This window comes from Hanstruepera ponticola, assembly GCF_002940745.1.
GTDB lineage: Bacteria > Bacteroidota > Bacteroidia > Flavobacteriales > Flavobacteriaceae > Hanstruepera > Hanstruepera ponticola.
Window position 1 is genome coordinate 1341312 of record NZ_POTB01000001.1, and the last position, 22534, is coordinate 1363845.

Genomic DNA, 22534 nt, shown 5'->3' on the forward strand with positions numbered 1-22534 from the left:
TTAATCTTTTTTTAGTGTTACAACCACTTTGGTTCCGGCATCTTCAGATTCTTGATAATTTGTAATAGATACATCTACCTTATCTTGATACATATCATTTAAAATAGCAACACGCTTTTTAATATTGCTCATTCCTTTTGAATTGTGTTTCTTTTGATTTTCAGTTTTTAAATTTCTTGAGCGTTCACGACCTATACCATCATCTGCAATAGTAATAGTGATTTCAGAATCATTCTTTTTTTGAATATCAATATACAAATGCCCTTTTTCTGATTTATAGCGCAACCCATGCCACACGGCATTTTCAATATAGGGTTGCAATAACATAGGCGGAATTTGGTAGGCAGAAATAGTTATTTCTGGATCAATATTTATAGAATACTCAAATTTATCCTTAAACCTAAAATGCTCTAATTGGGTGTATAATTCCAATAATTCTATTTCCTTTTCAAGTGGAATAAAATCCTCTTCACTGTTTTCTAAAACTGTTCGCATTAAATAAGAAAAATCAGATAAATATTTATTGGCTGTTAGTTCATCACTACTTGCAATAAAACTGTTTACTGAATTTAAAGCATTAAATATAAAATGTGGGTTCATCTGACTTCTCAAGGATTTCAATGCTAGGAGATTGTTAGCCAAACGTTGCTGCTTGATATATTTATACATAAAGTATGCCGTTACGAGTAGTAATACCAGTCCACCTATAAGCGAATATATCCATAATTGCTGTCGCTTATTTCGTTCAGAAGTTAATTGATATTTACTTTCTGACAGTTCTCTATCGGTTTCTAATCCTGTTATTCGGTTTTGTTTATTAGCAATCTCACGACTAAATCTTGCAGCCTGGATAATTTCCTGTTCTTTCTTCACATAAAGTGACTCTACCAATTCTGTATATTCCTTATAAGTTTCTAACGCCTTATTATAATCACCTGAACTACTATATACTTCTGATAATTTCCTTTTGGCATCCTTTTCTACTACCAAATCATTTTTGGTTTTGGCTTCTTCAATACTCTTGTCCAAATAAGTTATAGCACTTTCATAATCCTTTTTTAAATAATATGCATTACCAATTTTATAATTTTGTTTTTGAACAGTCAATGGGCTTTCATTGTCAATAACAGAATCTGATTCAATATTCTTGATGTTTTCTATCGCTTCTTTTCTTAACTGAATTTCGTCATTAAAGTTTCTTTTTGAGCTCTTAAAATCAGCAACTTTAACCTTCTCCTCCAAGGCTCGTTTTTCATTTTCTTTTGAAGCAAGATTTAATGAACTGTTAAAGTAATCTTCTGCCGATTCTAACTCACCTTTAGCTTCATAAGTTTGAGCTATTTTAGAATTTAAATCTGTTATTTTAGGTTTTATTGAATGGATTTTGGCAATTGAAAGACCTTCCTTATAATTGCTTAAAGCCTTTGTGAAATTTTTTATACTAAAGTGAGTATCACCTAAACCCTCATACAAAACTATTTGTTGCCAATTAGACAAATCCTGTATATTGATTGCATTATAAACCTCTATACTTTCCTGATAATTCTTGTTATGCCAATAGGCCTTTCCCAACTTCAGTCTTACTTCATTGGCATTGACACTTTGTAAACTAATTTGGTAATTGGTAACAGCCAAATCATATTGTTTCCATTGCAGATATATATCACCTAGCACTTCATATACCTCGGCATTATTCCTTACTGATTTACTTTGAGCTAAAGCATCGGTTACAAACTGAATGCTTTTTTCAAAATCCGATTTTATATACAAAGATGCTGAATCAATCAGCGAATTAAATGCAGCTTCGTTCTTACGAGGGTTTATAGGTTTGTTCGCACTATAGGGGTTAGCCTGAACCTCTATTTTTATACGCTCCTGATCCTTAATGGTGTAATAAACCGTTTCAAAGTCTTTATGCTTCACAACAAGTTCATCACCTTTTTTTACCTGAATTCTAAAATCACCTGCAAGATTGGTCGTAGTATATGCACCACCATTCACTTCTATATTAACATTGGGAATTGGTTTATATAGTTCGCTATCATAAACCGACCCTCTAACCGTAAAAGAAGAGTTATCTGGTTGACTTCCAAATTGATTTTGTTGTGCACTAACCAAATTTGAAAATACCAGCACAAATAGAATGGTATTAAAAAATGATTTCACTTTTTCGAATTACATTATATAAACATACATACTTTAAATGGTATAACGAAATCACATATTGCCTTTCATAGGCTATTTTTTAAAGAAAAAGCTATGTTCACTCATCCAGAAGTAACAGTTGCTAATTGATTGATGCTGTAGGCTCATTTTTAGTTTTTAAAAATCAATTTTGAACATAAAAAAACCTTTCCGTCTGGAAAGGCTATTTATTAATTCTATACTTATGTTAATTAACCGCAGGACAGTTACAGTGGTAACGTTCTTTTCTACAGTTAAAGTTAAATCCTAAAGTAATTTGATGAAAGCCACCATTATTAAAAACAATAGAGTTGGCTTGATAGGCATAAGTGTATGCAAACATGAATTGGTCAAAATTAATACCTACTAAAGGAGAAATTAATTGCAATTTCTGACTACTCACACTGCCATTGTCAAAATATTCAGCACCATCAAAACTTCTTCTGTAAGAAAGTCCAGCCCAAAGTTTTCCAAAATCCATTTCTTTATAAACTTTAGCATTAATGTCTATTGAAGACTCTTTGGTTGCGTCTCTATATTGGTACATTATTGATGGTTCGTAGCTCCACTCACTTCCAAATTTTCCAAATACATAACCAGCTGAAAGCATATAGCGTCTCAAATTACTGGTGATTTCCAGATCATTGTTTATACCTTCATTCTTAAGTATATTTTTAACCGTTGCATGTGCATAGAAGTTGTATAAGTGATATGAAAAACCGAAGTCAATATTAAAGTTTGTAGAACTCTGCTCAATACCTGAAATTAATCTATCTGGTAATTCGTTCAAGAACTCTGTTTCATCTAATTTATATTGAATAGCACCAACACTTAAACCAAACGATAACATGTTTAAATCTATTTCATTTCTAGAAAATAGGATATGATGTGCATAAGTAATGTATCCACCTGTTTGGGAATGATAACCATTCTTATCAGTATAAAACATTGCTCCAATACCTGAATTCGATTCCCCTATTCTTCCATTGGCACTTATAGTCAACAACTTTGGTGCATTCTCGTGTCCAAACCATTGTTGACGACCAGTCATTCTGATTTTAGCACAATTCGCTGCTCCTGCCATTGATGGGTGAATTAGGTAATAATTATCGGTTAGATAATCTGTATATATTGGAAGCCCTTCTTGTGCGTTTACAAATTGTATAAAAAAGGCAACAATTGCTATTAAATAAAACCTTTTAATTCTCATAGTATTTCTTTCAAGGTAGATTGGCATAAGATTATGGCTTTTCCCTTATATAAACTCAATTTTTTAATTTAAATTATAAATTAAGGTACCAAATATATAAAATTACTTTTTATCCAAAGCATTAGAATAGTTAAAGCCTTTTAATATTCTGAAATTACAAAACGAGCTTTCATTAAAAAGTAACAAAACTCAAATATATGGATATCTCATGTTATCTTTTAGTATTTTTGCAAAAAACAAAATAGCATGAACACATTTAAGGTTTCCATTAAAGAAACTTCAAACGATACAATCATTAAATTTGAACTTAATAAGTTCATAACTAATCATCAAAGCTTTGAGTATAACAACATTGATGAGGCTCAAAAATCACCATTGGCACAGCAGCTTTTTTACTTACCTTTTGTAAAGAAAGTATATGTGACTAGCCACTTTATAGCCATTGAACGCTATAATATTGTTGAATGGAAAGATGTAAAGGAAGAAGTTGCTACCCAAATTGAGGACTACCTTAATTCTGGTGGTGTGGTTGTAGATGACTCCAACACTAGTAAAAAAGTTCCTGTTACGGTATATGCTGAAAGCACCCCTAATCCTGCTGTGCTAAAGTTTGTAGCTAATAAAAAATTAGTTACTGCCACCTATGAATTCACCTCAATTGAAGAGGCTAAACATTCGCCTTTAGCAACCGAATTATTCCATTTCCCTTTTGTGAAAAGTATTTTTATTGAGGATAATTACGTTTCGGTTACAAAATATGATATCGCTGAGTGGGAAACAGTTACTATGGAAGTGCGCGAGTTTATTAAAAGCTTTATTGAAAACGGAAAAACCGTGATTGACGAAAATGCACCTGTAGCTTTACAGAATACGCCTGAACAATTAGACCAATCATTTGAAGCACTTGATGATACTTCGAAAGAAATAGTCAACATTATTGAAGAATATATTAAGCCTGCTGTAGCCAGTGATGGTGGAAATATAAAATTTGAATCCTATAGCCCAGATAAAAAGCTTGTAAAAGTTATATTGCAAGGAGCTTGTAGTGGTTGTCCTTCATCTACTTTTACTTTAAAAAATGGCATTGAAAATATGCTTAAAGAAATGCTAAACGGCAAAGTAGAAACTGTTGAAGCAATTAATGGATAAGTAGTAAATCTCAATATTTTTTTATATATTATAGCTATTGTTTAATTATAAAAAAATAAGAATATGGCAGTATTGAAAGTTATTGAAATTTTATCAAATTCAGATAAAAGTTGGGAAGATGCCACCAGAAAGGCTGTTAAAGAAGCATCGCAAACTATAAATAACATAAAATCAGTTTACGTTAAAGAGCAAAGTGCCATTGTTGATGGTGACAACGTAACTGAATTCAGGGTTAATCTGAAAATTACTTTTGAGGTTAAATAATTTTTAAAAATAGAGCACTCAAGTTGAGTGCTTTTTTTGTTCAATGGATGTTATCATCAATATACTAGTCGGCTTTGTAGCATTAGAACATTTTTATTTCATGTATCTGGAAATGTTTTTATGGACAAAGCCAAAAGGCATTAAAGCATTTGGCTTAAAGTCAAAAATCTTCGCAGAAGAGACTAAAGTTCTAGCAGCTAATCAAGGTTTGTATAATGGATTTCTAGCCGCAGGGTTATTATATTCATTACTTATAGAAAACAATAACATGATGGCATTCCTTCTGGTTTGCATCATTATTGCTGGTATATACGGAGCCTATTCAACTCAAAAGCGAAAACTTTTTTATATTCAATCACTTCCAGCAATTATTACTTTGGTCTTAATTTATTTAAAATCACAAAATTATCTTTAAAGTATTTTCTCTTTATTAAATTTGTATCGCTATTAATTTAAACAAACAAACATGGAAAACTTCAATTTAGAAAAATGGACTGAAACTGGTATGGAATTTATTACCGTTTATGGTTTAAAAATCATTGGTGCCATAGTCATATGGATTATTGGTTCTTGGATTATCAAAAAAATAATTGGTGCGTCAAGAAAAATAATGACTAAAAGCAATTATGATGAGAGTCTTCAAAAATTCTTACTCAACTTATTAACTTGGGGCTTGAAAATTTTACTGGTTATAACGCTTTTAGGAACATTAGGCGTGCCTACCACATCATTCGCGGCTGTTATTGCTGCTGCAGGTTTAGCCGTGGGTCTAGCACTACAGGGTTCATTAGGTAATTTTGCAGGTGGTGTGCTTCTTATGATTTTCAAACCAATAAAAATTGGTGATTTAATTGAAGCTCAAGGTGAAATTGGTGTTGTAAAAGAAATTGAAATTTTCACTACAAAACTCACGGGTTTATCAAACAAAGAAATCATAATTCCTAATGGTGCGCTCTCAAATGGAAATATTGTAAACTATACAACTGAAGGTACTCGTCGTGTAGACTTGGTCTTTGGAGTTGGTTATGATTCAGATATAAAGAAAACCAAAGAAGTGTTGATGAATGTTCTTACATCTCATCCAAAAGTACTTCAAGATCCAGCGCCAGCTGTAACTGTTATGGAACTAGCCGATAGTTCTATAAATTTTGCGACTAGGCCTTGGTGTAAAACGGAAGATTATTGGACCGTTTATTTTGACGTCACAGAACAAACCAAAGAAGCTCTTGATGCCGCAGGTATTGAAATACCTTATCCACATCAAGTTGAAATACATAAAGGAGAATAATTATTTTGATTTTGGCTTTAAAGCCACAAAATCTTTTAAATAATATGGTTCAAAATAGGCGACATCCTCGATGTCGCTTTTTTTATACTTATGGTAAGCTAGTGCTCCCATTTCGCTGGCAGAAGGCAGTTTGTTTTCAATAAAAACAGCATTACTATGTGAAATTATCGTTTTAGTTTTTGCAACAGCATTACCTATAAAATGTACTAACCCATTTTGTAGAAAAAACTCATAGGAATTTTCTGTTAATATTTCTGCTTCAATATCCCTTACAGAATTATGCTTGACATCAAACACTTCAGCATATACTTCCATACGTCTAGCATCTAACATGGAAACTATAAATCCCTCTGAAGCCTCAACTTGATGAGCCAAAGATTCTAGTGTAGATACACTAATTAAGGGAATTCCAAGAGCATAACAGAGTCCTTTGGCTGCTGAAACACCTATGCGTAAACCTGTGTAAGAACCAGGCCCTTTACTAACGGCAATAGCATTGATTTGCGATTTTTTAATAGCATTCTCAAGCAATAATTCTTCTATAAAAACATGCAATCGTTCAGCATGAGAATAGCCTTTGTTATAATCTTCTTTTAAAGCAAAAGTCTCTCCATCTTTTGAAAGAGAGACCGAACAATTGGTTGTTGCTGTTTCTATGCTTAATATTATTGACACCTAATTAATCTGTTAAAGGTTTTCCAAGATAGAAATCTAATACTTTTGTTTTAAATACAAAATCATATTTAGCATTTATTAGTCGTGATTGTGCATTAATAAGTTGTATTCTGGTTTGTTCTAAATCAAATGAATTCATTGATCCTAAATTGTAACGTTCTTGCGAGTTTTGCAACGCCAACAATTGTGCTGCTTTAGATTTTTTTGCTGCTTCGTAAGCCTTTAATGCTGCTTGTGCATCTGTAAAAGCTCTTTGAATATTGCTTTCTAAATCCAATTTAGCTTGGTCTAAATTTAACTTGGCATTTTCTTCTTGAATTTTAGATTTTGCTACAGCAGTTTTGTTTTGGAATTGAGAAAAAATGGGTACACGAAAACTTAAACCGAAGTTTTGTGATTTATTATCATTAAGTTGATTAAAAAATGATGCTTCATCATCAGATAAATTTGAATAAAAGACATTAGAACCAAATCCATAATTAAATGACACTGATGGTAAAAACCCACTTCTTGATATTTCTGTACTTAATTCAGCACTTTCAATATCCTTTTCCGCAACCTTTATCTCATATCTATTATCATATGCATAATCCAAAATTTGGCTAATATCACTATACATGAGTGCAGCTGAAGGACTGTCAATATCAATTATTTCCACCTCAAATCCGTCATAAGGCAATTGCAATAATTGAGATAAAGTTAAAAGTGCTAAATTATAATTGTTTTCAGCAACAGTTAAATTTTGTTCATCGCTACTCAAAGTTGCTTCAACATCATAAATATTAGCTCGAGGTTGCACACCAGCATCTACTAATTCTTTCACCTGCTCTATTTGTGCTTTCGAGAATTCAACTTGAGCCTGCGCTGTTTCAAGGTTTTCCTTATTAAACAACACATTTAAATACGTGTTAACTACATTTAGTGAGATATTATCTTTTATCCTATTTAATTCTAACTGATTACGTTCTAATGTTAGCTGTGATTGTTTGTATAAATTAGTTAATCTAAAGCCATTAAAAATTGGTTGATTGATATTAATACCAATATTGGTGCTATTGGCTGTTCTATCTACAAACTGCCCTGGAAATATCTCTTGATTACCAAGTGTTAAGCCTTGCCTGCCGCTTAAATCTAGAGAAGGTAGCCTGTTTCCATCACTTGCAATAACATCTTGCTCATTGATTAAGAGTGTGTTTTCGCCTTGTCTAACCGAAATATTATTATCTAAAGCATAATTTATACACTCCTCCAAAGTCCATACTTTTTTTTCTTGCGCTATACTTACTATTGAAAATAAGCAAGCAAATATGAACATAACACTTACTTTTTTATTAATCATCTTCATTGTCTTTTGATGCTTTATTCCAAACTTTAATTTTATCACCTTCGCTAATGCCTTCCTTAATTTCCACATTTATTCCATCAGAAATTCCGAGTTCTACATATTTCTCTTCATAAGAACCATCTTCTTTCTGAACTTCGACATATGGCTTTTCAGAAATTCTATTGAATTGTAATAAGGATTCTTTGACGACTAAAATACTGTCCTTGCTTTCCAATTCAATTTCGGCATTTGCACTGTAACCTGCTCTAATTTTAGTTGATTGCTCAACTTGCACATCAGCCTTGATAGTAAATTGAACCGCTCCGTTTTCTTCAATACCTTTAGGAGCTACAAATGTTAATGTAGCCGGAAACTCCTTTTGGTTTATAGCTCCCAGTACTACAATAATTTCCTTACCTTCCTCTATTTTACCAACTTCGGCCTCATCAACTTTTCCTTCAAAAATCATTTTACTCATATCTGCAACAGAGGCGATAGTTGTACCCTCATTAAAGTTGTTACTCTCAATAACTTGATCACCTTCTCTAACTGGGATTTCTAAAATAGTTCCCGAAATTTGAGCTACAATATTAGTATTTGCAGCACTTCCTCCTGACAATGAACCTTGTTTTATAATTTGAAAATCGTTTTGTGCTTGTCTTAATGATTCATTGGCTTGATTTAAAGACAACTCACTGTTTTCAAAATCTTGTTTTGATATGACTCCTTTTTCAAATAGTGCTTTGTTTCTATCATAAAGTGTTTTTGCATTATCATAGGACAATTTAGCGGTATTGATACGGCTGCGTGCACTTACTAAATTCTGCTCATTAGGAACAACACGAATTTTAGCTATAAGGTCTCCTTTTTTTACGATATCACCTTCTTCAACCATGATTTCATCAACAATTCCAGAAATTTGAGGTTTTAATTCAATTTCTTCTTCTGGATTTAATTTACCAGTAGCGACTACCTTGGTGTTTATAGACGTATAGAATGGTTCTTCTACTTTGAACTCTTCAATTTCCTTAGAGTTTGAGTCTTTGAAATATTTAATTACCCATACAAATAGTAATAACAATACTATTCCAACAATGATTTTTAAAGTTTTATTCATTTTATTATGATTGATTGTTTTATTCTTCTCTTAATGCTTCTATAGGTTTTATACTGGTTGCTTTAAAAGCTGGTATTAAACCAATTAATGTTCCTAATATGACTAATATGATTACTGCAATAAACACAACGGCAATAGATACCGATGCATTTACTATAGTTGCGTCATCCCCTTGACCAAAAGCCGAATCCAATGCAATTAAGATCCAACCGCCACTAATTATTCCAAAAAATCCCGCTATTAATGTTAAGGTTACGGCTTCTACAACTATTTGACGCTTTATTTCAAAAGGGGTCGCTCCCAATGCTCGCCTAACTCCTATTTCTTTTGTTCGCTCTTTTACCGTGATTAATAAAATATTTCCAATAGCAAAGACACCTGCAATAAGTGTTGCTATTCCTACGAACCATGTTAAAAACTGCATGCCAGTCAAAAAGCCTGTCATTTTTGCAAATTCACTTCCTAAATTAAAGCTACCAAACGCACGTTTATCTTGCGGATGTATTCTATTAAGGTTTTTAAGCATAAGCTTTGCATCTTCCTCAATTTGCTTAATATCGTATTCTGGCTTTCCAGTTATCATCATCCAGCCAATGCGATCGCCTTGATTATAAATTTGCTGAAATGTAGTAAATGGAATATGAATTTCAGTACGTGGTCCCATATTCATGTTTGAGTCTTCAAACATCCCAACCACCATAAAATTCATGCCATTTATTTGAATGAATTCACCAATAGCTTCTTCATCTTTTTCGAATACTTGCTTATAAATACTTTCAGAAATTACGGCAACTTTGCGGTTTGTATCAATATCATTTTGATTAATAAAACGGCCATGCTGCAACTTCACTTTTTGAACCTTATCTAATAGCGGATAATCTCCATTGATTCCAAATGTGCCCGACAATTCTCTTCTTACTACTAATGCTTGATTTTGATTTCGCGGTATTACAAACTCAATTCCTTGAATATTTTCTTCAATCTTTTTGGCATCGGTAAGAGATAATCTCACTTGTTTACCTTCTTGAAAACCCTTGAATGGTTTACTTGTACTTTGACCCCAAATAAATACACTATTTGTTGCAAAACTTCCAAATAGTCTATTAAATGAATTTTCCAAACCACGTGCTGAACCTAATAATGCGATTAACAACAATATTCCCCACCAGACACCAACCATAGTTAATATGGAACGTAATTTGTTCTTGCTAAGACTGTCTGATACTTCTTGCCAAGTATCTCTTTCAAATAAAAATTTAAACATATTAATCGTCTCTTAATGCAACTATTGGTTTTATACGTGATGCTTTTTTAGCCGGTAAATATCCAGCTATTCCTCCTGCTAAAACTAGTGTAATGGTTGCTCCAATAATTAATGTTGTACTTACGCCAGGATCCTTAATGAAGTAAGTTTCCAACATTGGCTCTGCCAATTTTAATACACCAACACCCATTAACAACCCAACATACCCAGCTATTGCCGTAATTAAAATAGATTCAATTAAAATAATGGATACTATGGATCTTGGTGAAGCTCCTAATGCCTTTCGAATTCCGAGTTCTTTAGTTCTATCTTTTACGATGAATATCATAATATTACTGATTCCAACAATTCCTGCTATTAACGTACCAAATCCAATAACTAAAATGATAATTCCTAAAGCAAATGTCATTTGACCTACAGCTTTAGTTCCTTCAGCCATGTTTCTAACTCTAATGGCTCGTTGATCATTATCTGCTACATCAAATCGTTCTTTTAGTTTTTTATTAATTAAATTTCCGAATGCAAGTGCTTGATCAAAATCCATTTCAGGGTTATAGGTTAAGTTTATTTGATCAATATAATCGTTGTTTCCATAAATACGTTGAGCAGTTGAAACTGGCATATAAATAAGCCTTTCTTCATTATCACCACCATCATCAGTAAAAATGCCTACAATTTTAAACTGAATACCATTCATGTTTAAATATTTACCCAATGCAGTTGTTTTTAGAAATAAATCTTCTTCAACCAAACGACCAATTACCACTACTTTAGTTTCATTATCGATATCCAATTGGTTGATATATCGACCTTCTTTCATCATGGTTTTCTCTAAATATTGATGGTCTGGATGAACAGCTCGTACTGAATAATTATCTTTTTCATTTCTAAATGAAGCGGTAACGTTTCTATATATACGTGATGTAATGTACTGAACATCATCACCAAAATCTTCCTTTAAATATTCATAATCTTCATTCTTAAACTGAATACGTCTTCCTGCTTGTAATCCTTTATGTGCTTTGGTAGTATTACCAGAATTAATAAATATGGAATTATTAGCATCATCAACAAAAGCTTCAGCAAATGTGTTTTGCAATCCGTTAGCCAAACCAAATAAGATAGCAAATAATAAAATAGCAAAAGCAACCGTAAAACCAGATAATAAACTACGGGTCCTGTTTTTATTAATACTTTGAAATATTTCGCGCCAAAGGTCTATATCAAACATACTGCTCTGCTCTTACTTGATCTACTTTTACATCTTCCATAATGACACCATCTTTTAAACGTACAATACGTTTACACATATTAGCTATATCTTCTTCATGAGTTACAATTAAAAGGGTCTTACCTTCATCATTTAATTGCTGAAGAAAGGCCATTATATCATATGAAGTTTTGGTATCTAAAGCACCTGTAGGCTCATCAGCTAACAGTAATTTTGGGTTAGCAGCTAATGCTCTTGCAATGGCTACACGTTGTTTTTGACCACCGGATAATTCACTTGGATGGTGCTCTGCCCAATCACGAAGTCCTACCTTTTCTAAATGAAACAAAGACTTTTCTTGACGTTCTTTACGCTTTAAACCTTGGTAATACAGCGGTAAAGCCACATTTTCTTGAGCCGTTTTAAAATTGATAAGGTTAAAAGATTGGAAAATAAATCCTAAAAATTTATTCCTATAAATAGCTGCTTTCTTTTCGGTAAGGTTTTTAATTGGGACGCCATCTAATATATACTCACCTTCATCAGCTTCGTCAAGCATACCTATGATATTTAACAAAGTAGATTTTCCGGATCCCGACGAACCCATAATGGCTACCATTTCGCCTTCTTTTACTGAAAGGTCTATTCCTTTTAAAACGTGCAAACTTCTATCGCCTATTGGATAAGACTTGTGTAGTTTATTGATGGTTAGCATAATTTACTTTTGTTTTTTTCTTGTAATTAATAGTTAGACTACTTAACCCTGAAAATGTTACAACAAAAGTAAATATTAATTAAGCCTTGCTTTTTTTTGCCTTGTTAAACTTTTTATAAATTAGGAAACCTATAGCTCCTACCAGGATGTATGGTATGGCCATAAGATATATAATTCCATCATTAATTCCCTTGGCAGTTTCTTGACCTTCCTCACTTTCTAAAACTGCACGACACATAGCACATTGTGCTTCTACTGGAAGACTAGCCAAAACTAGTAAAAATAATATGATAAGATGTTTTTTCACTTTAGTAGTAGGGTGAAATCATTATATAAACCACAACGCCTGAAATGGCTACAAACAACCACAAAGGAAATGTTATTCTAGCAATTTTTTTATGTCGTTCAAAATCATTAGTAATAGCTCTAACATAAGTAATTAAAACAAAAGGAATAATTATGATTGACATTAAAATGTGTGTAATTAATATGGCAAAATATAAATACTTCATAGCACCTTCTCCACCATATTTTGTTGAATCACTGGTCATGTGATATAAGACATACATCACCAAAAAGCATACAGAAAGAATAATAGCAAACTTCATTAAACGTTCATGAAGAAGGCGTTTCCCATTTGTTATTGCTAAAAACCCTAGCACTAAAACCAAAGCTGTTATAGCGTTTATTGTTGCATAAATTGGCGGTAAAAAAACTGGTAATTCTATATCCAACTTAACACCAAACAATGCCGCCACTACCAGTGGAATTACTATGGATAAGATTACAATCCATTTATTATATTTTTTTGTATTTATTGTTGTGTTTGCCATTACTCTTTTAACAATTTTGCAATATCCTCTTTTAACATACTTATTTCTTCTTTCATGCCCTCATCATCAACTTTTTCAGCCTCACTAATAATACCTGAATAGAAAATTTTCGGGTTTCCAAAATCGTCTTTTCTGGATCGTATGTAGCCTTCTTTATCAATTAACGCAAAGTTCCCTGAATGTTCAAAACCAGCTTCAACGCTATCATCTTTTCCTACGTAAATATTGAAACCAACATTGGCTAACTCATAAATCTTATCTTCTTCACCTGTCATTAAGTGCCAATTTGGATTTGTAATTCCATATTTAAGGGCATAGGCTTTTAAAACCTCTGGCGTATCAATTTCTGGAGTAATCGTGAATGATGCGACACCAAAATTATCAAACTGGGTAAATTCATTTTGAATTTCAACCAAATTTCTATTCATCCTAGGGCATATTGTTGGACAAGTCGTAAAGAAAAATTCCACAACATATACTTTACCCAAATAATCTTGATTTGATATGGTATCTCCATCTTGATTCACAAAATTGAATTCGGGTACTTTTTTTGGTGAACCGTTAATTTCTAAATAAGCTAAATCACTTTTTGTAGCTCTTTCTTCTTCAGTTTTAATATTTAACCTATCATTTTCAACGGTGTTATTATGCTTTAATCTATCAATAATTTTCGGAACAAAAATTATCCCAAAAACCAAGATGATAAACCCAACACCTACATAGGAATAGTTTGCTTTTTTACTCATCAGTATTGTTTAAATCATTGGCTCTTCTGGATGTAGAATCGAAATTTCCTTTTCTTTTTTGACGGTATTCCGTAAAAAGAACTCTCAAATCTTCAGCACTCATCTTGTTTTTTATGACAGCAACCTCAATGCAATCATAAGAATTCAAGCCATAAATTTCTTTCTTTTTTGCTTTCTCATTGTCAGATCTATCATCCAATCGTCCTCGTTGGTTTAAGTCGGTATCTATAATATACACATGGTCTGACGATAGGTTTTTATCTAATTCTTCATTAGATTTTAAACCTTTAAAAGTACTTAATATCTCATACTCATTGGCAGTAACAAAATGCCAAAAGCGTAAATCTTCATAGGTTGCTATCTCTCTGTACAGTTTTTCAGCCTCTTCTTGGGCGTCTTCAGTAACCAAAACAACTATTTGAAACTTTTTAAAGCCTTTAAATTTGTCATAAACCAATTCTTTTAAATTAGAACCAGCAATAACTTTGTCCAAGGGTTTATTACCAAAAAATGCCAATACGGTAATATGATCTTCTAAAACTATATTGTCTTCATTTACAGGAAGCTCAACAACCCCTTCTTTAACGATGTCAAGTGTATTATAATTTTCTTTTGAAAGCGATAGAATTAAAACAAACATGACGGGAAGAAAGAATAAAATTCCCAAAATCACATTTCGTTTTATTAGCTTTTTTTCCATAGTGCAAAAATAAAAAAAGGCGGTTTAAAAACCGCCTTTAAATATTTATATTTCATTGTTATTAGAAATCTCTTTTTACAAATCCTGAAGAATAAACACCTTCAATGTAACCACCTTCTTGCAATAAGATAAAAATCAAATAACAGATTAAGAAAACTGCAGTCCATACCACCATACGTCTTAATGCTTTAGTTTCGTCGCGCATGTGCATGAAATCCCAGGTGATGTAGTAAGCTTTAACAATAGTAAGGATTATAAATATCCAGTTTAATAATTTCATACCTAAAACTTTGGCCATTAAAGCTTCTGGTTTATAGATACCTAAAACAACTTCAACAGCTGTAACAATTGTTAATAGAATCAATACACCCCAGATTTTTTGGGTATTAGACTTAAATTTTATTAACCCTCTTAATATTTCTAATTTATGTGCGTGTGCCATTTTAATTTTTTTTATCTGAAATTAAACAAGGTAGAAGAATGTAAATACAAATACCCAAACTAAATCTACAAAGTGCCAATACAGACCAACTTTTTCAACCATTTCGTAACTTCTACGTTTTTCATACGTGCCTAATATCACATTGAAAAAGATAATAATATTGATTACAACTCCAGAAAATACGTGAAAACCGTGAAACCCAGTAATGAAGAAAAAGAAATCAGCAAACAATGGAGAACCATACTCGTTAACTTTAAGATTAGCACCTTCAACAACAGCTATACCGTTTTCTTTTACTTGTTTTAGAGATTCAGCTCTTGAAAGTACTGTTTTCTCACCGTGCTCATTAATCATTTGAGTTCTGACTAATACATTTTCATGAGATTCCAAACCATGCATAACTTCATCCATAGTATACGTTGGTAAGGTTCCCTCATCAACAAACCACAAACCATTCTTACGTTCGTGAGCCGTTCTATCTCTATGTCCAGCAACCACAAAATCACCTAAAGCTACACGTTTGCCTTCAGTATCTACAAATTGTAAAATGTTACCACCTTTTGTTTGGATAGCACCATAATCACCTTTAATAAAAGTAGCCCATTCCCAAGCTTGAGAACCAACGAATATTAAACCACCAATTATAGTTAAGAACATGTACCAAGTTACTTTGGTCTTTTGCATTTTATGACCCGCATCTACTGCCAATACCATAGTTACCGATGACATAATAAGAACAAAGGTCATAAAAGCCACATATATCATTGGCAATTCCTGACCATGTAAGAAAGGTACGTGAGTAAAAACCTCATCGGCTATAGGCCATGATTCGATAAATTTAAATCTTGAAAACCCGTAGGCTGCTAAAAACCCTGAAAACGTCAAGGCATCCGATACGATAAAAAACCACATCATCATTTTACCGTAACTTGCTTTTAGAGGCTGATTTCCGCCTCCCCAAGTTTTACCTTCTGTTCCAGTATTTACAACTGTAGTACTCATATTTAAGGTTTAGTTTATAAAAGTTGCACAAAAATAATCATTTTATTTTTCTAAAGAAACATCCTGCTATAAATTATACTGACTCTAAACAAATATCAGCTAGGATGACACTTCAGACCATTAAAATGAACTATAATCTATTTGAAAAAATATAAAAAGAAAAAGAGATATACCCATAGTAAATCCACAAAGTGCCAAAAGGTTGCTGCCAGTTCAAAACCAAGCATATTTGTAGCATCATACTTTTGTTTAAAATGATTATAAATTACCACCATCAAGCAAATTAAACCAACAACTACATGCAAAATATGCATAATGGCTATTAAATACACATAAGACATAGTAACGTTACTTGTAGGGCCAGTAAAATTATAACCTAAATTTATAATTTCTTGAAAGCCTCTAAACTGATTATAAATAAAAAACAACCCCAAAATAAAGGTTGCAACCAACCATTTGGATGTAGTTTGATGTTGACCACTTTTTAAACTGCGCTTTGCCAACAATAAGGTTAAACTACTAATAACAATAACAATGGTACTTATTACAAAGGCATCAGGTATTTTAAAATCCGTTAACCAATCGGGTCTAGAACTACTCACCACAAAAGCACTGGTCCAGCCAGCAAACGACATAATTAGAGAAATGATACCAAACCAGAGCATCATTTTTTTAGCCCTGTTATTTTTTTCTTCTTGAGTTCCTTGGGTTAAATCCATGGTTATCTTATAAATTTATCTAGTACGTAAACTATTTGTAAAAGTGTAATATATGATACGCTAGCTAACATGAGTTGTTTAGCCGCTTTTTCTGTCATTTTTTTATAAAGCTGTATGGCAAAATAAACCATTCCCATTCCTAAAACAGCAACAATAATGGCTGATACTGGTGTTAAATACAAACGTCCAGTAAAACCAAATGCTGGAATTAAAGACACCAACAACGTCCAAATAGAGTACATTAATGTTTGAAGAGCTGTTGCTTTATCTTGCTTTCCTGTAGGCAGCATAAAAAACCCACCTTTTTTATAATCCTCATATAAAAACCAACCAATCGCCCAAAAATGTGGGAATTGCCAAAAAAACTGAATAGCAAATAAGGTTCCTGGTTCTATTCCAAAATCATCGGTAGCTGCAACCCAGCCCAACATAAAAGGTATGGCACCTGGTATAGCTCCAACAAAAACAGACAACGGTGTTTTTGTCTTTAAAGGGGTATAAACACAGGTATATAAAAATATAGAAATAGCCCCAAACATGGCTGTTTGCGGATTAATAATGTATAAAATAACAATACCCAGTATGGTAAAAATTGTAGCGATGGTAAAAGCCACATTTACTGACATTCGTCCTGCAGCCACTGGCCTATTTTTGGTGCGATCCATTAAGGCATCTAAATCTCTTTCTATAATTTGGTTGAACGCATTGGAAGCGCCTACCATAAAATAACCACCAAATGCCAGTAAAATTAGTGTTTGAAAATTGACAACCTCTGCTCCTAACAAATAACCAGCCAAAGACGAAAACACCACACTTAATGCCAAGCGCATTTTGGTAATTTCTTTAAAATCTGAAATTATTGATGGTTTAACTGTTGACGTTATTGGCTTACTCAAAGTAAAGGATTGCTTTTTCGCTTATTTATTGCGGTGCAAAGATACTTTGAAAAGTTAAATTAGCAATTAAATAGCGTTAAAAACATCCCTGACAAATTAGTTCTAACTACTAGAATACAATAAAAGAATATTACAAATCAAAATACCAGTTAAACAAGTCTGTTCTAATACCTAAATTAAACCAAACGGTGTTACTCTTTAAAGCTGTATTGGTAACGGTATTGGGATTAAAGTCTCTAACCGTTACATCAACAAATATTTTAAGATTGGTTGCTGGATTAATTAAATAACCTACTTGCAAATTGGTAAAAAACGTTGTTGTTTTATTGCCTTGACCTAACTCAATACCGTTGTCACTTGGTCTATCGTTATAATTGCGATATATATCACCACCGTAACTAAAATTGTCATCAACCGTATTGAAATCCAGACCACGTTCCCCAACTATCATTTTGGCATTGGCAAACCAACGCTTGTAATGATAACGACCAATAAGTACAAACTCGCTAAAATTTGCTCCCCATAAATGCGCCATAGATTGGTTATTGTGTCCATAATTCAATACAATTGTATTATGGGAATAGGTATATGGTCTGACGCGGTTGTATTCTGCTTGCAACATTAAGTTTTTAACCTTAAACGCATTAAAATATTTCAGACCTAATTGATAACCATACTTATTTTTCCAACTTTTATTACCTCCTGTCATATCATCCAATGAAAATTCATCTAAAATGAATTGCCCATAGCTGTAAATATTATCTGTAAATTTATATTTAGCTGATAATCCCATCACCGCATTTCCTGCATCCTGTCCCGTTTGGAACTCAATAGCGCGATAAAATATAATAGGATTTAAATAACTCACATCAAAACCACGATTATCAGATTTAGCCCAAATAACCGACTCAAACATACCAATGTTCAAACGCTTGGTAGCATTCCAACTCAAAAAATGGGTAGCCATGTACTTGCTTAAATAAGCACCTTCTGGATCAGTTGCTTCTGGTCTAGAATCTTTTAACCACATCCAAGTACTGGTGTATTTTATTTTCCAAAATTTAGTATTCAGTTTTAAAAATGGGTATGGACTTGCGACATCGCTTATAAATAGGGAGCGATACCCATCACCAATAAAGTTTTTACTTTGCCCAAATTGTACATTAAAAAATTTGATAGGAGAATAGGACAAATAAGCTTCAGCTACAGGATAATCATAGGCATCTTTTTTAAATTCTTTAGCTATACCACGACCAGGGATAATGGCAATTTCATCGGCTGCTCTGATGGATTCAGCATACTGATTGAAATATTGTGGAAAACGACCTTGACTTTCAAATACTGAAGTATAAAACGTTAGCTTTTTTCCTAATCCACCTTGAAACATGATACCACGTGTATTATTAAAGGTGCTATTAAATTCTGCTTCGGTATCCTTACCTACTTCAAAATCAAAAATAGGATCAACTGTAAACCAATAATCTTTTCCTTGAACTCTAACAAAGCGTTCATTCCATAATTTTCTACCAGCAAATGATGATTTTTCTTTGGCTAATTTTTCTTGTTCGGCTTCAAAGTCATAATAGTTCGCTACGTCTTCATACATGTAGGGTTTTGATCCTGTATGACTATTAGTACCTACTAAATTGATATTCCTATCAAACTGCGCATAATAACTGTGGGTAAATGGGATATTTAATGTACTTGAAAACTCTCTATTTGAAAAGGGTTGCAGTCCTTTGTTTACACTATCATATTCCGATTTAGCAGCATTCTCGAGCTCCGCCAATTCTTCATCTTCGGATAAATCTTTTGTAGTCACAGATTGATCAACTAACGGAATTCTAATACCCATTGAATATTGCTTAAATGTGGCATTACCATTATAAGTTGCAGGCTGTATTTTTGGGAAATCTTCAAACACGCGTCTAGCTTCATCTTTCAACTCACTATACATGGCGTCAACATATATCACACGAAATTCTCCTTCGGCGTCAACTTCAAATAGGATAACAACTTCGCCGTTATAATTATCTTCAGTTACCTTATCTGGGACTTCAAATTCATTGAAGATTTTAGTGTAGACCTGTTCATCAAAACAAGCTTGAAGTGAATCGACTGAAGTGCTTTCACATTCGGGAAAAACAGGTGGTTTTTCAAAAAATAAATCGTCTTGAGAATACAGATTATATTGTATGGCACAAAGCACTATTACCAGAAATGGTTTCCAATTCATTGATACAATTTTTATGAAAGGAGAAAGATACTATTTTTTTAATAATGTCATAAAAAATACCGCTATCAAAACTTATTAATAGCGGTATGTTACAAAAAACTGTGTCTAATTTTGAATAGTAAATGAAATTGGTAAGGTATATAAAACATCAACTGTTTTATTACCATGTTGACCAGGTGTCATTCTCGGTAATTTATTGACTACTCTATTGGCTTCTTCTCCCAGCTTATTGTGAGTTGCTTGGGTTTGTAAAATCTCTACATCACCTTGTTTATTGATTTTAAAATTAACATAAATTTTCTGTTTTCCTTTTAACCCCAATCTTGAACCTAAATCTGTATCAAATTTCTTTTGAATAAACTTTGATAGTTTATTAGACATACATTCACGTCTCTCTTGATTAGATGTTGCTTTTTCACAGCCAGGAAATACTGGAACAGTTTCTACAAGCATAATATTCATTGGTTCTTTAGGTGCCTCGTCAACTTGGACATCTTCAGGTTTTATAGGCTTGTCTGTTTTTGGTAATTCTTCATTAAATATTTCATCTGCCTTTTCATTAACATCCTTGTCATTATCAGCTACTTCAATTTGATTAGAAAATTTAGTTGGTGTTTTAGGTGTTTTGATAATTTCTTTCACAGGCTCTTTGTAGATTTCATATTTATCCATTGAGAATTCTGACGGAACATCATCAACAAACGCCATGTCTGAAACTTTAGTTTCCGTTTTTAGGAATTTCATTTCTAAAAGGCCGTAAGCAAAAAGCAAACACAGAATTAAGCCAATTTGAAAGTAGAGCGTTGAGTTTTTTTGTAAATTTACCTCGTGCTTTTGCGATTTTCTCACGGTTTTCTCATTTTGCCGAATGAGTTCGTGGTTTTTCTTTGAAAAATTCATAATACTATAGTTTAAATTGTTAATATTATGATAAAATCACAATAAGCATACCAAAAAAGAAATCCCGTTACAAAATATGTAACGGGATTTTAATTTATTTTGAGAACTACTTAAATTTAATCTTGTACTTGAAACTTAATTGGTAAGTAATATGGTACCCTTACAGCCTTACCACGTTGTCTACCAGGCTTCATTTTTGGTAAAATACCAATGACACGTCTAGCTTCTTTTTCTAAACTTGGGTGCGGCGCTCTAACTTGTACATCAACAATATCACCAGTTTTATCTATTTTGAAGAAAACACGAATTTGCTGAATACCTGATAAGCCTAATTCACCAGCTAAATCAGTATTGAATTTTTTTCTGATGAAATCATTCATCTTTTTATTCATACATGCTTTCTTCTCATCGTTATTCCCTTTTTCACATCCTGGGAATACAGGAACATTTTCAATAACCGCAAATGGAACTTCTACATCTTCTTCAACTTCTTCAACCTCAACTTCTTCAACTTCGACAATTTCTTCTTCTTGACTAGTTTCTGTTGATTCAATAACCGTTTCCTCTACTTCTTCTTCATCTTCAACTACCTCAATAACTTCAGGTGCAGCTGGTGGTGGAGGTGGTGGTGGAGGTGTAGTAATCTGTTCAGTAATTGGAACTTCTTCATCAAGTTCTTCATCTAAATTCAATTGTCCAATATCAATATCTGACTTGTCGTAAGTTTTGTAGTTTATAGCATAATTTGTTAAAAACAACATTAATGCTAAACCAATAGCAAAAAACAGCGAACTGTTTCTACCAACATTTGATTCTGGATTTTTTTTAGGCTCCATAATTTTAATTTATTACTGTTTGCTAAAATAACCAATTTAATGGCAAATAAGCAAACGATTAATATTTTTTAACGTCAGTTTTTTTGACGAAGACTATTAACATACTCATAAACATCACACCTAGTATATTTGCTAACATATCTGCCTCATCATAAAACCGTGAGATGGTCAGTACTTTTTGTAGTACCTCAACAATTGTACCAAATACTGCACAAGAGATGCCTACAATCAGTAACGTTTTGATTTTTGAGAACTCAATTTGGTGCTTTATAGCATAAAACCACAATAGTGTGAGTAAGCCATATGCTGTAAAATGAAAGATTTTATCTCCATAAGAAGGCACAATAGAGTCTAAACCTCCAAAATCTACTGTTATTAAGCTAACAATTAGTAATGATACGGTATAGAAAACTGCAATTTGTACGCTTCTTTTTTTAAGCACCTACTAGCTCTTTGTATTCATCTGAAGACATAAGACCGTCCACTTGAGATACATCCGAACATTTAACCTTTATCATCCAACCATTGCCGTAAGGATCAGTATTTACTGTTTCAGGCTCATCTTCTAAAGCCTCATTAAACTCAATAATCTCACCAGCAACAGGTAGAAATAAATCAGATACTGTTTTGACAGCTTCAACGGTTCCAAAAACCTCATCAGCTTCCAAAGTTTCATCAACTGTTTCAACTTCAACGTAAACAATATCTCCTAATTCACTTTGTGCAAAATCAGTAATGCCAACCGTAGCTACATCACCTTCCAACTTTACCCATTCATGATCTTTAGTATACTTTAATTCGGATGGTATATTCATGGTAATTTA

At 32.8% G+C, this 22534-nt stretch carries 25 protein-coding genes; 4 read left to right on the forward strand and 21 right to left on the reverse strand.

Annotated features, from left to right (window positions below):
- Positions 1–2166, reverse strand: a complete 2166-nt coding sequence (locus tag C1S72_RS06165; protein WP_230401586.1) for a tetratricopeptide repeat protein — start codon at positions 2164–2166, stop codon at positions 1–3.
- A 226-nt stretch (positions 2167–2392) separates the two neighbouring features.
- Positions 2393–3394, reverse strand: coding sequence for a PorP/SprF family type IX secretion system membrane protein (locus C1S72_RS06170; protein ID WP_104735806.1), 1002 nt, complete (start codon positions 3392–3394; stop codon positions 2393–2395).
- A gap of 246 nt (positions 3395–3640) precedes the next feature.
- On the opposite strand from C1S72_RS06170, the gene C1S72_RS06175 reads away from it, so the two are divergent.
- The 4 genes from C1S72_RS06175 to C1S72_RS06190 all read left to right on the forward strand — a co-directional run bounded on the left by C1S72_RS06175 (position 3641) and on the right by C1S72_RS06190 (position 6095).
- Positions 3641–4543, forward strand: coding sequence for a NifU family protein (locus C1S72_RS06175; protein WP_104734762.1), 903 nt, complete (start codon positions 3641–3643; stop codon positions 4541–4543).
- 63 nt (positions 4544–4606) lie between these two features.
- Positions 4607–4807, forward strand: a complete 201-nt coding sequence (locus C1S72_RS06180) for a dodecin family protein (protein WP_104734763.1) — start codon at positions 4607–4609, stop codon at positions 4805–4807.
- Between the two features lie 43 nt (positions 4808–4850).
- Complete coding sequence (locus C1S72_RS06185) at positions 4851–5222, forward strand: DUF1304 domain-containing protein (protein ID WP_104734764.1); 372 nt, start codon at positions 4851–4853, stop codon at positions 5220–5222.
- Between the two features lie 51 nt (positions 5223–5273).
- Complete coding sequence (locus tag C1S72_RS06190) at positions 5274–6095, forward strand: mechanosensitive ion channel family protein (protein ID WP_104734765.1); 822 nt, start codon at positions 5274–5276, stop codon at positions 6093–6095.
- Here C1S72_RS06190 and tsaB read toward each other — a convergent pair whose 3' ends face one another.
- From tsaB to gcvH, 19 genes are all read right to left on the reverse strand, one after another.
- Entirely contained in the window at positions 6096–6770 is a 675-nt protein-coding gene (gene tsaB / locus C1S72_RS06195) for a tRNA (adenosine(37)-N6)-threonylcarbamoyltransferase complex dimerization subunit type 1 TsaB (protein WP_104734766.1), read from the reverse strand. It abuts the gene before it with no gap.
- Positions 6771–6774: 4 nt separating this feature from the next.
- Complete coding sequence (locus C1S72_RS06200) at positions 6775–8109, reverse strand: TolC family protein (RefSeq protein WP_162919936.1); 1335 nt, start codon at positions 8107–8109, stop codon at positions 6775–6777.
- A complete protein-coding gene (locus C1S72_RS06205) occupies positions 8102–9211 on the reverse strand; it encodes an efflux RND transporter periplasmic adaptor subunit (protein WP_104734768.1) in 1110 nt (369 codons plus the stop codon). Before C1S72_RS06205 ends, C1S72_RS06200 begins: the two co-directional genes overlap by 8 nt.
- 19 nt (positions 9212–9230) lie before the next feature.
- Entirely contained in the window at positions 9231–10475 is a 1245-nt protein-coding gene (locus C1S72_RS06210; protein ID WP_104734769.1) for an ABC transporter permease, read from the reverse strand.
- Position 10476: 1 nt separating this feature from the next.
- Positions 10477–11706 carry an ABC transporter permease gene (locus C1S72_RS06215; RefSeq protein WP_104734770.1) on the reverse strand — a complete coding sequence of 410 codons (1230 nt, stop codon included), beginning with the start codon at positions 11704–11706 and terminating at the stop codon, positions 10477–10479.
- Positions 11699–12400, reverse strand: a complete 702-nt coding sequence (locus tag C1S72_RS06220) for an ABC transporter ATP-binding protein (protein ID WP_104734771.1) — start codon at positions 12398–12400, stop codon at positions 11699–11701. The genes C1S72_RS06215 and C1S72_RS06220 overlap by 8 nt, the downstream gene beginning before the upstream one ends.
- Positions 12401–12479: 79 nt before the next feature.
- Positions 12480–12707 carry a hypothetical protein gene (locus tag C1S72_RS06225; RefSeq protein WP_104734772.1) on the reverse strand — a complete coding sequence of 76 codons (228 nt, stop codon included), beginning with the start codon at positions 12705–12707 and terminating at the stop codon, positions 12480–12482.
- 1 nt (position 12708) lies between these two features.
- Positions 12709–13233, reverse strand: a complete 525-nt coding sequence (locus C1S72_RS06230) for a DUF420 domain-containing protein (protein WP_104734773.1) — start codon at positions 13231–13233, stop codon at positions 12709–12711.
- A complete protein-coding gene (locus C1S72_RS06235) occupies positions 13233–13979 on the reverse strand; it encodes an SCO family protein (protein WP_104734774.1) in 747 nt (248 codons plus the stop codon). Before C1S72_RS06235 ends, C1S72_RS06230 begins: the two co-directional genes overlap by 1 nt.
- The gene (locus C1S72_RS06240) at positions 13972–14679 is read right to left on the reverse strand and encodes a hypothetical protein (protein ID WP_104734775.1); all 708 of its coding nucleotides are present in this window, start codon (positions 14677–14679) and stop codon (positions 13972–13974) included. The genes C1S72_RS06235 and C1S72_RS06240 overlap by 8 nt, the downstream gene beginning before the upstream one ends.
- Positions 14680–14740: 61 nt before the next feature.
- Positions 14741–15121 (reverse strand): cytochrome C oxidase subunit IV family protein, encoded by a 381-nt coding sequence (locus tag C1S72_RS06245; RefSeq protein WP_104734776.1) that lies wholly within the window; start codon positions 15119–15121, stop codon positions 14741–14743.
- A gap of 21 nt (positions 15122–15142) precedes the next feature.
- On the reverse strand, positions 15143–16123 hold the full coding sequence (locus tag C1S72_RS06250; RefSeq protein ID WP_104734777.1) for a cytochrome c oxidase subunit 3: 981 nt from the start codon (positions 16121–16123) through the stop codon (positions 15143–15145).
- A gap of 137 nt (positions 16124–16260) precedes the next feature.
- Positions 16261–16842: a cytochrome c oxidase subunit 3 gene (locus tag C1S72_RS06255; protein WP_104734778.1), complete on the reverse strand. Its 582-nt coding sequence runs from the start codon at positions 16840–16842 to the stop codon at positions 16261–16263.
- A gap of 2 nt (positions 16843–16844) precedes the next feature.
- The gene (cyoE, locus tag C1S72_RS06260) at positions 16845–17738 is read right to left on the reverse strand and encodes a heme o synthase (RefSeq protein ID WP_104734779.1); all 894 of its coding nucleotides are present in this window, start codon (positions 17736–17738) and stop codon (positions 16845–16847) included.
- A gap of 130 nt (positions 17739–17868) precedes the next feature.
- On the reverse strand, positions 17869–19974 hold the full coding sequence (locus C1S72_RS06265) for a gliding motility protein RemB (protein WP_104734780.1): 2106 nt from the start codon (positions 19972–19974) through the stop codon (positions 17869–17871).
- Between the two features lie 105 nt (positions 19975–20079).
- Complete coding sequence (locus C1S72_RS06270) at positions 20080–20874, reverse strand: energy transducer TonB (RefSeq protein ID WP_104734781.1); 795 nt, start codon at positions 20872–20874, stop codon at positions 20080–20082.
- Positions 20875–20990: 116 nt separating this feature from the next.
- On the reverse strand, positions 20991–21710 hold the full coding sequence (locus C1S72_RS06275) for an energy transducer TonB (RefSeq protein WP_104734782.1): 720 nt from the start codon (positions 21708–21710) through the stop codon (positions 20991–20993).
- Positions 21711–21768: 58 nt separating this feature from the next.
- A complete protein-coding gene (locus C1S72_RS06280) occupies positions 21769–22152 on the reverse strand; it encodes a VanZ family protein (protein WP_104734783.1) in 384 nt (127 codons plus the stop codon).
- Positions 22145–22525 (reverse strand): glycine cleavage system protein GcvH, encoded by a 381-nt coding sequence (gcvH, locus tag C1S72_RS06285; protein ID WP_104734784.1) that lies wholly within the window; start codon positions 22523–22525, stop codon positions 22145–22147. The genes C1S72_RS06280 and gcvH overlap by 8 nt, the downstream gene beginning before the upstream one ends.
- Positions 22526–22534 lie beyond the last annotated feature (9 nt).

Coding starts and splice junctions, on each gene's coding strand:
- C1S72_RS06190 (WP_104734765.1), top strand. CDS start 5,274: ATGGAAAACTTCAATTTAGAAAAATGGACTGAAACTGGTATGGAATTT.
- C1S72_RS06205 (WP_104734768.1), bottom strand. CDS start 9,211: ATGAATAAAACTTTAAAAATCATTGTTGGAATAGTATTGTTATTACTA.
- C1S72_RS06170 (WP_104735806.1), bottom strand. CDS start 3,394: ATGAGAATTAAAAGGTTTTATTTAATAGCAATTGTTGCCTTTTTTATA.
- C1S72_RS06245 (WP_104734776.1), bottom strand. CDS start 15,121: ATGGCACACGCACATAAATTAGAAATATTAAGAGGGTTAATAAAATTT.
- C1S72_RS06275 (WP_104734782.1), bottom strand. CDS start 21,710: ATGGAGCCTAAAAAAAATCCAGAATCAAATGTTGGTAGAAACAGTTCG.
- C1S72_RS06210 (WP_104734769.1), bottom strand. CDS start 10,475: ATGTTTAAATTTTTATTTGAAAGAGATACTTGGCAAGAAGTATCAGAC.
- C1S72_RS06255 (WP_104734778.1), bottom strand. CDS start 16,842: ATGGATTTAACCCAAGGAACTCAAGAAGAAAAAAATAACAGGGCTAAA.
- C1S72_RS06265 (WP_104734780.1), bottom strand. CDS start 19,974: ATGAATTGGAAACCATTTCTGGTAATAGTGCTTTGTGCCATACAATAT.
- C1S72_RS06250 (WP_104734777.1), bottom strand. CDS start 16,123: ATGAGTACTACAGTTGTAAATACTGGAACAGAAGGTAAAACTTGGGGA.
- C1S72_RS06230 (WP_104734773.1), bottom strand. CDS start 13,233: ATGGCAAACACAACAATAAATACAAAAAAATATAATAAATGGATTGTA.
- gcvH (WP_104734784.1), bottom strand. CDS start 22,525: ATGAATATACCATCCGAATTAAAGTATACTAAAGATCATGAATGGGTA.
- C1S72_RS06215 (WP_104734770.1), bottom strand. CDS start 11,706: ATGTTTGATATAGACCTTTGGCGCGAAATATTTCAAAGTATTAATAAA.
- C1S72_RS06180 (WP_104734763.1), top strand. CDS start 4,607: ATGGCAGTATTGAAAGTTATTGAAATTTTATCAAATTCAGATAAAAGT.
- C1S72_RS06200 (WP_162919936.1), bottom strand. CDS start 8,109: ATGATTAATAAAAAAGTAAGTGTTATGTTCATATTTGCTTGCTTATTT.
- C1S72_RS06175 (WP_104734762.1), top strand. CDS start 3,641: ATGAACACATTTAAGGTTTCCATTAAAGAAACTTCAAACGATACAATC.
- C1S72_RS06220 (WP_104734771.1), bottom strand. CDS start 12,400: ATGCTAACCATCAATAAACTACACAAGTCTTATCCAATAGGCGATAGA.
- C1S72_RS06235 (WP_104734774.1), bottom strand. CDS start 13,979: ATGAGTAAAAAAGCAAACTATTCCTATGTAGGTGTTGGGTTTATCATC.
- C1S72_RS06185 (WP_104734764.1), top strand. CDS start 4,851: ATGGATGTTATCATCAATATACTAGTCGGCTTTGTAGCATTAGAACAT.
- C1S72_RS06270 (WP_104734781.1), bottom strand. CDS start 20,874: ATGAATTTTTCAAAGAAAAACCACGAACTCATTCGGCAAAATGAGAAA.
- C1S72_RS06240 (WP_104734775.1), bottom strand. CDS start 14,679: ATGGAAAAAAAGCTAATAAAACGAAATGTGATTTTGGGAATTTTATTC.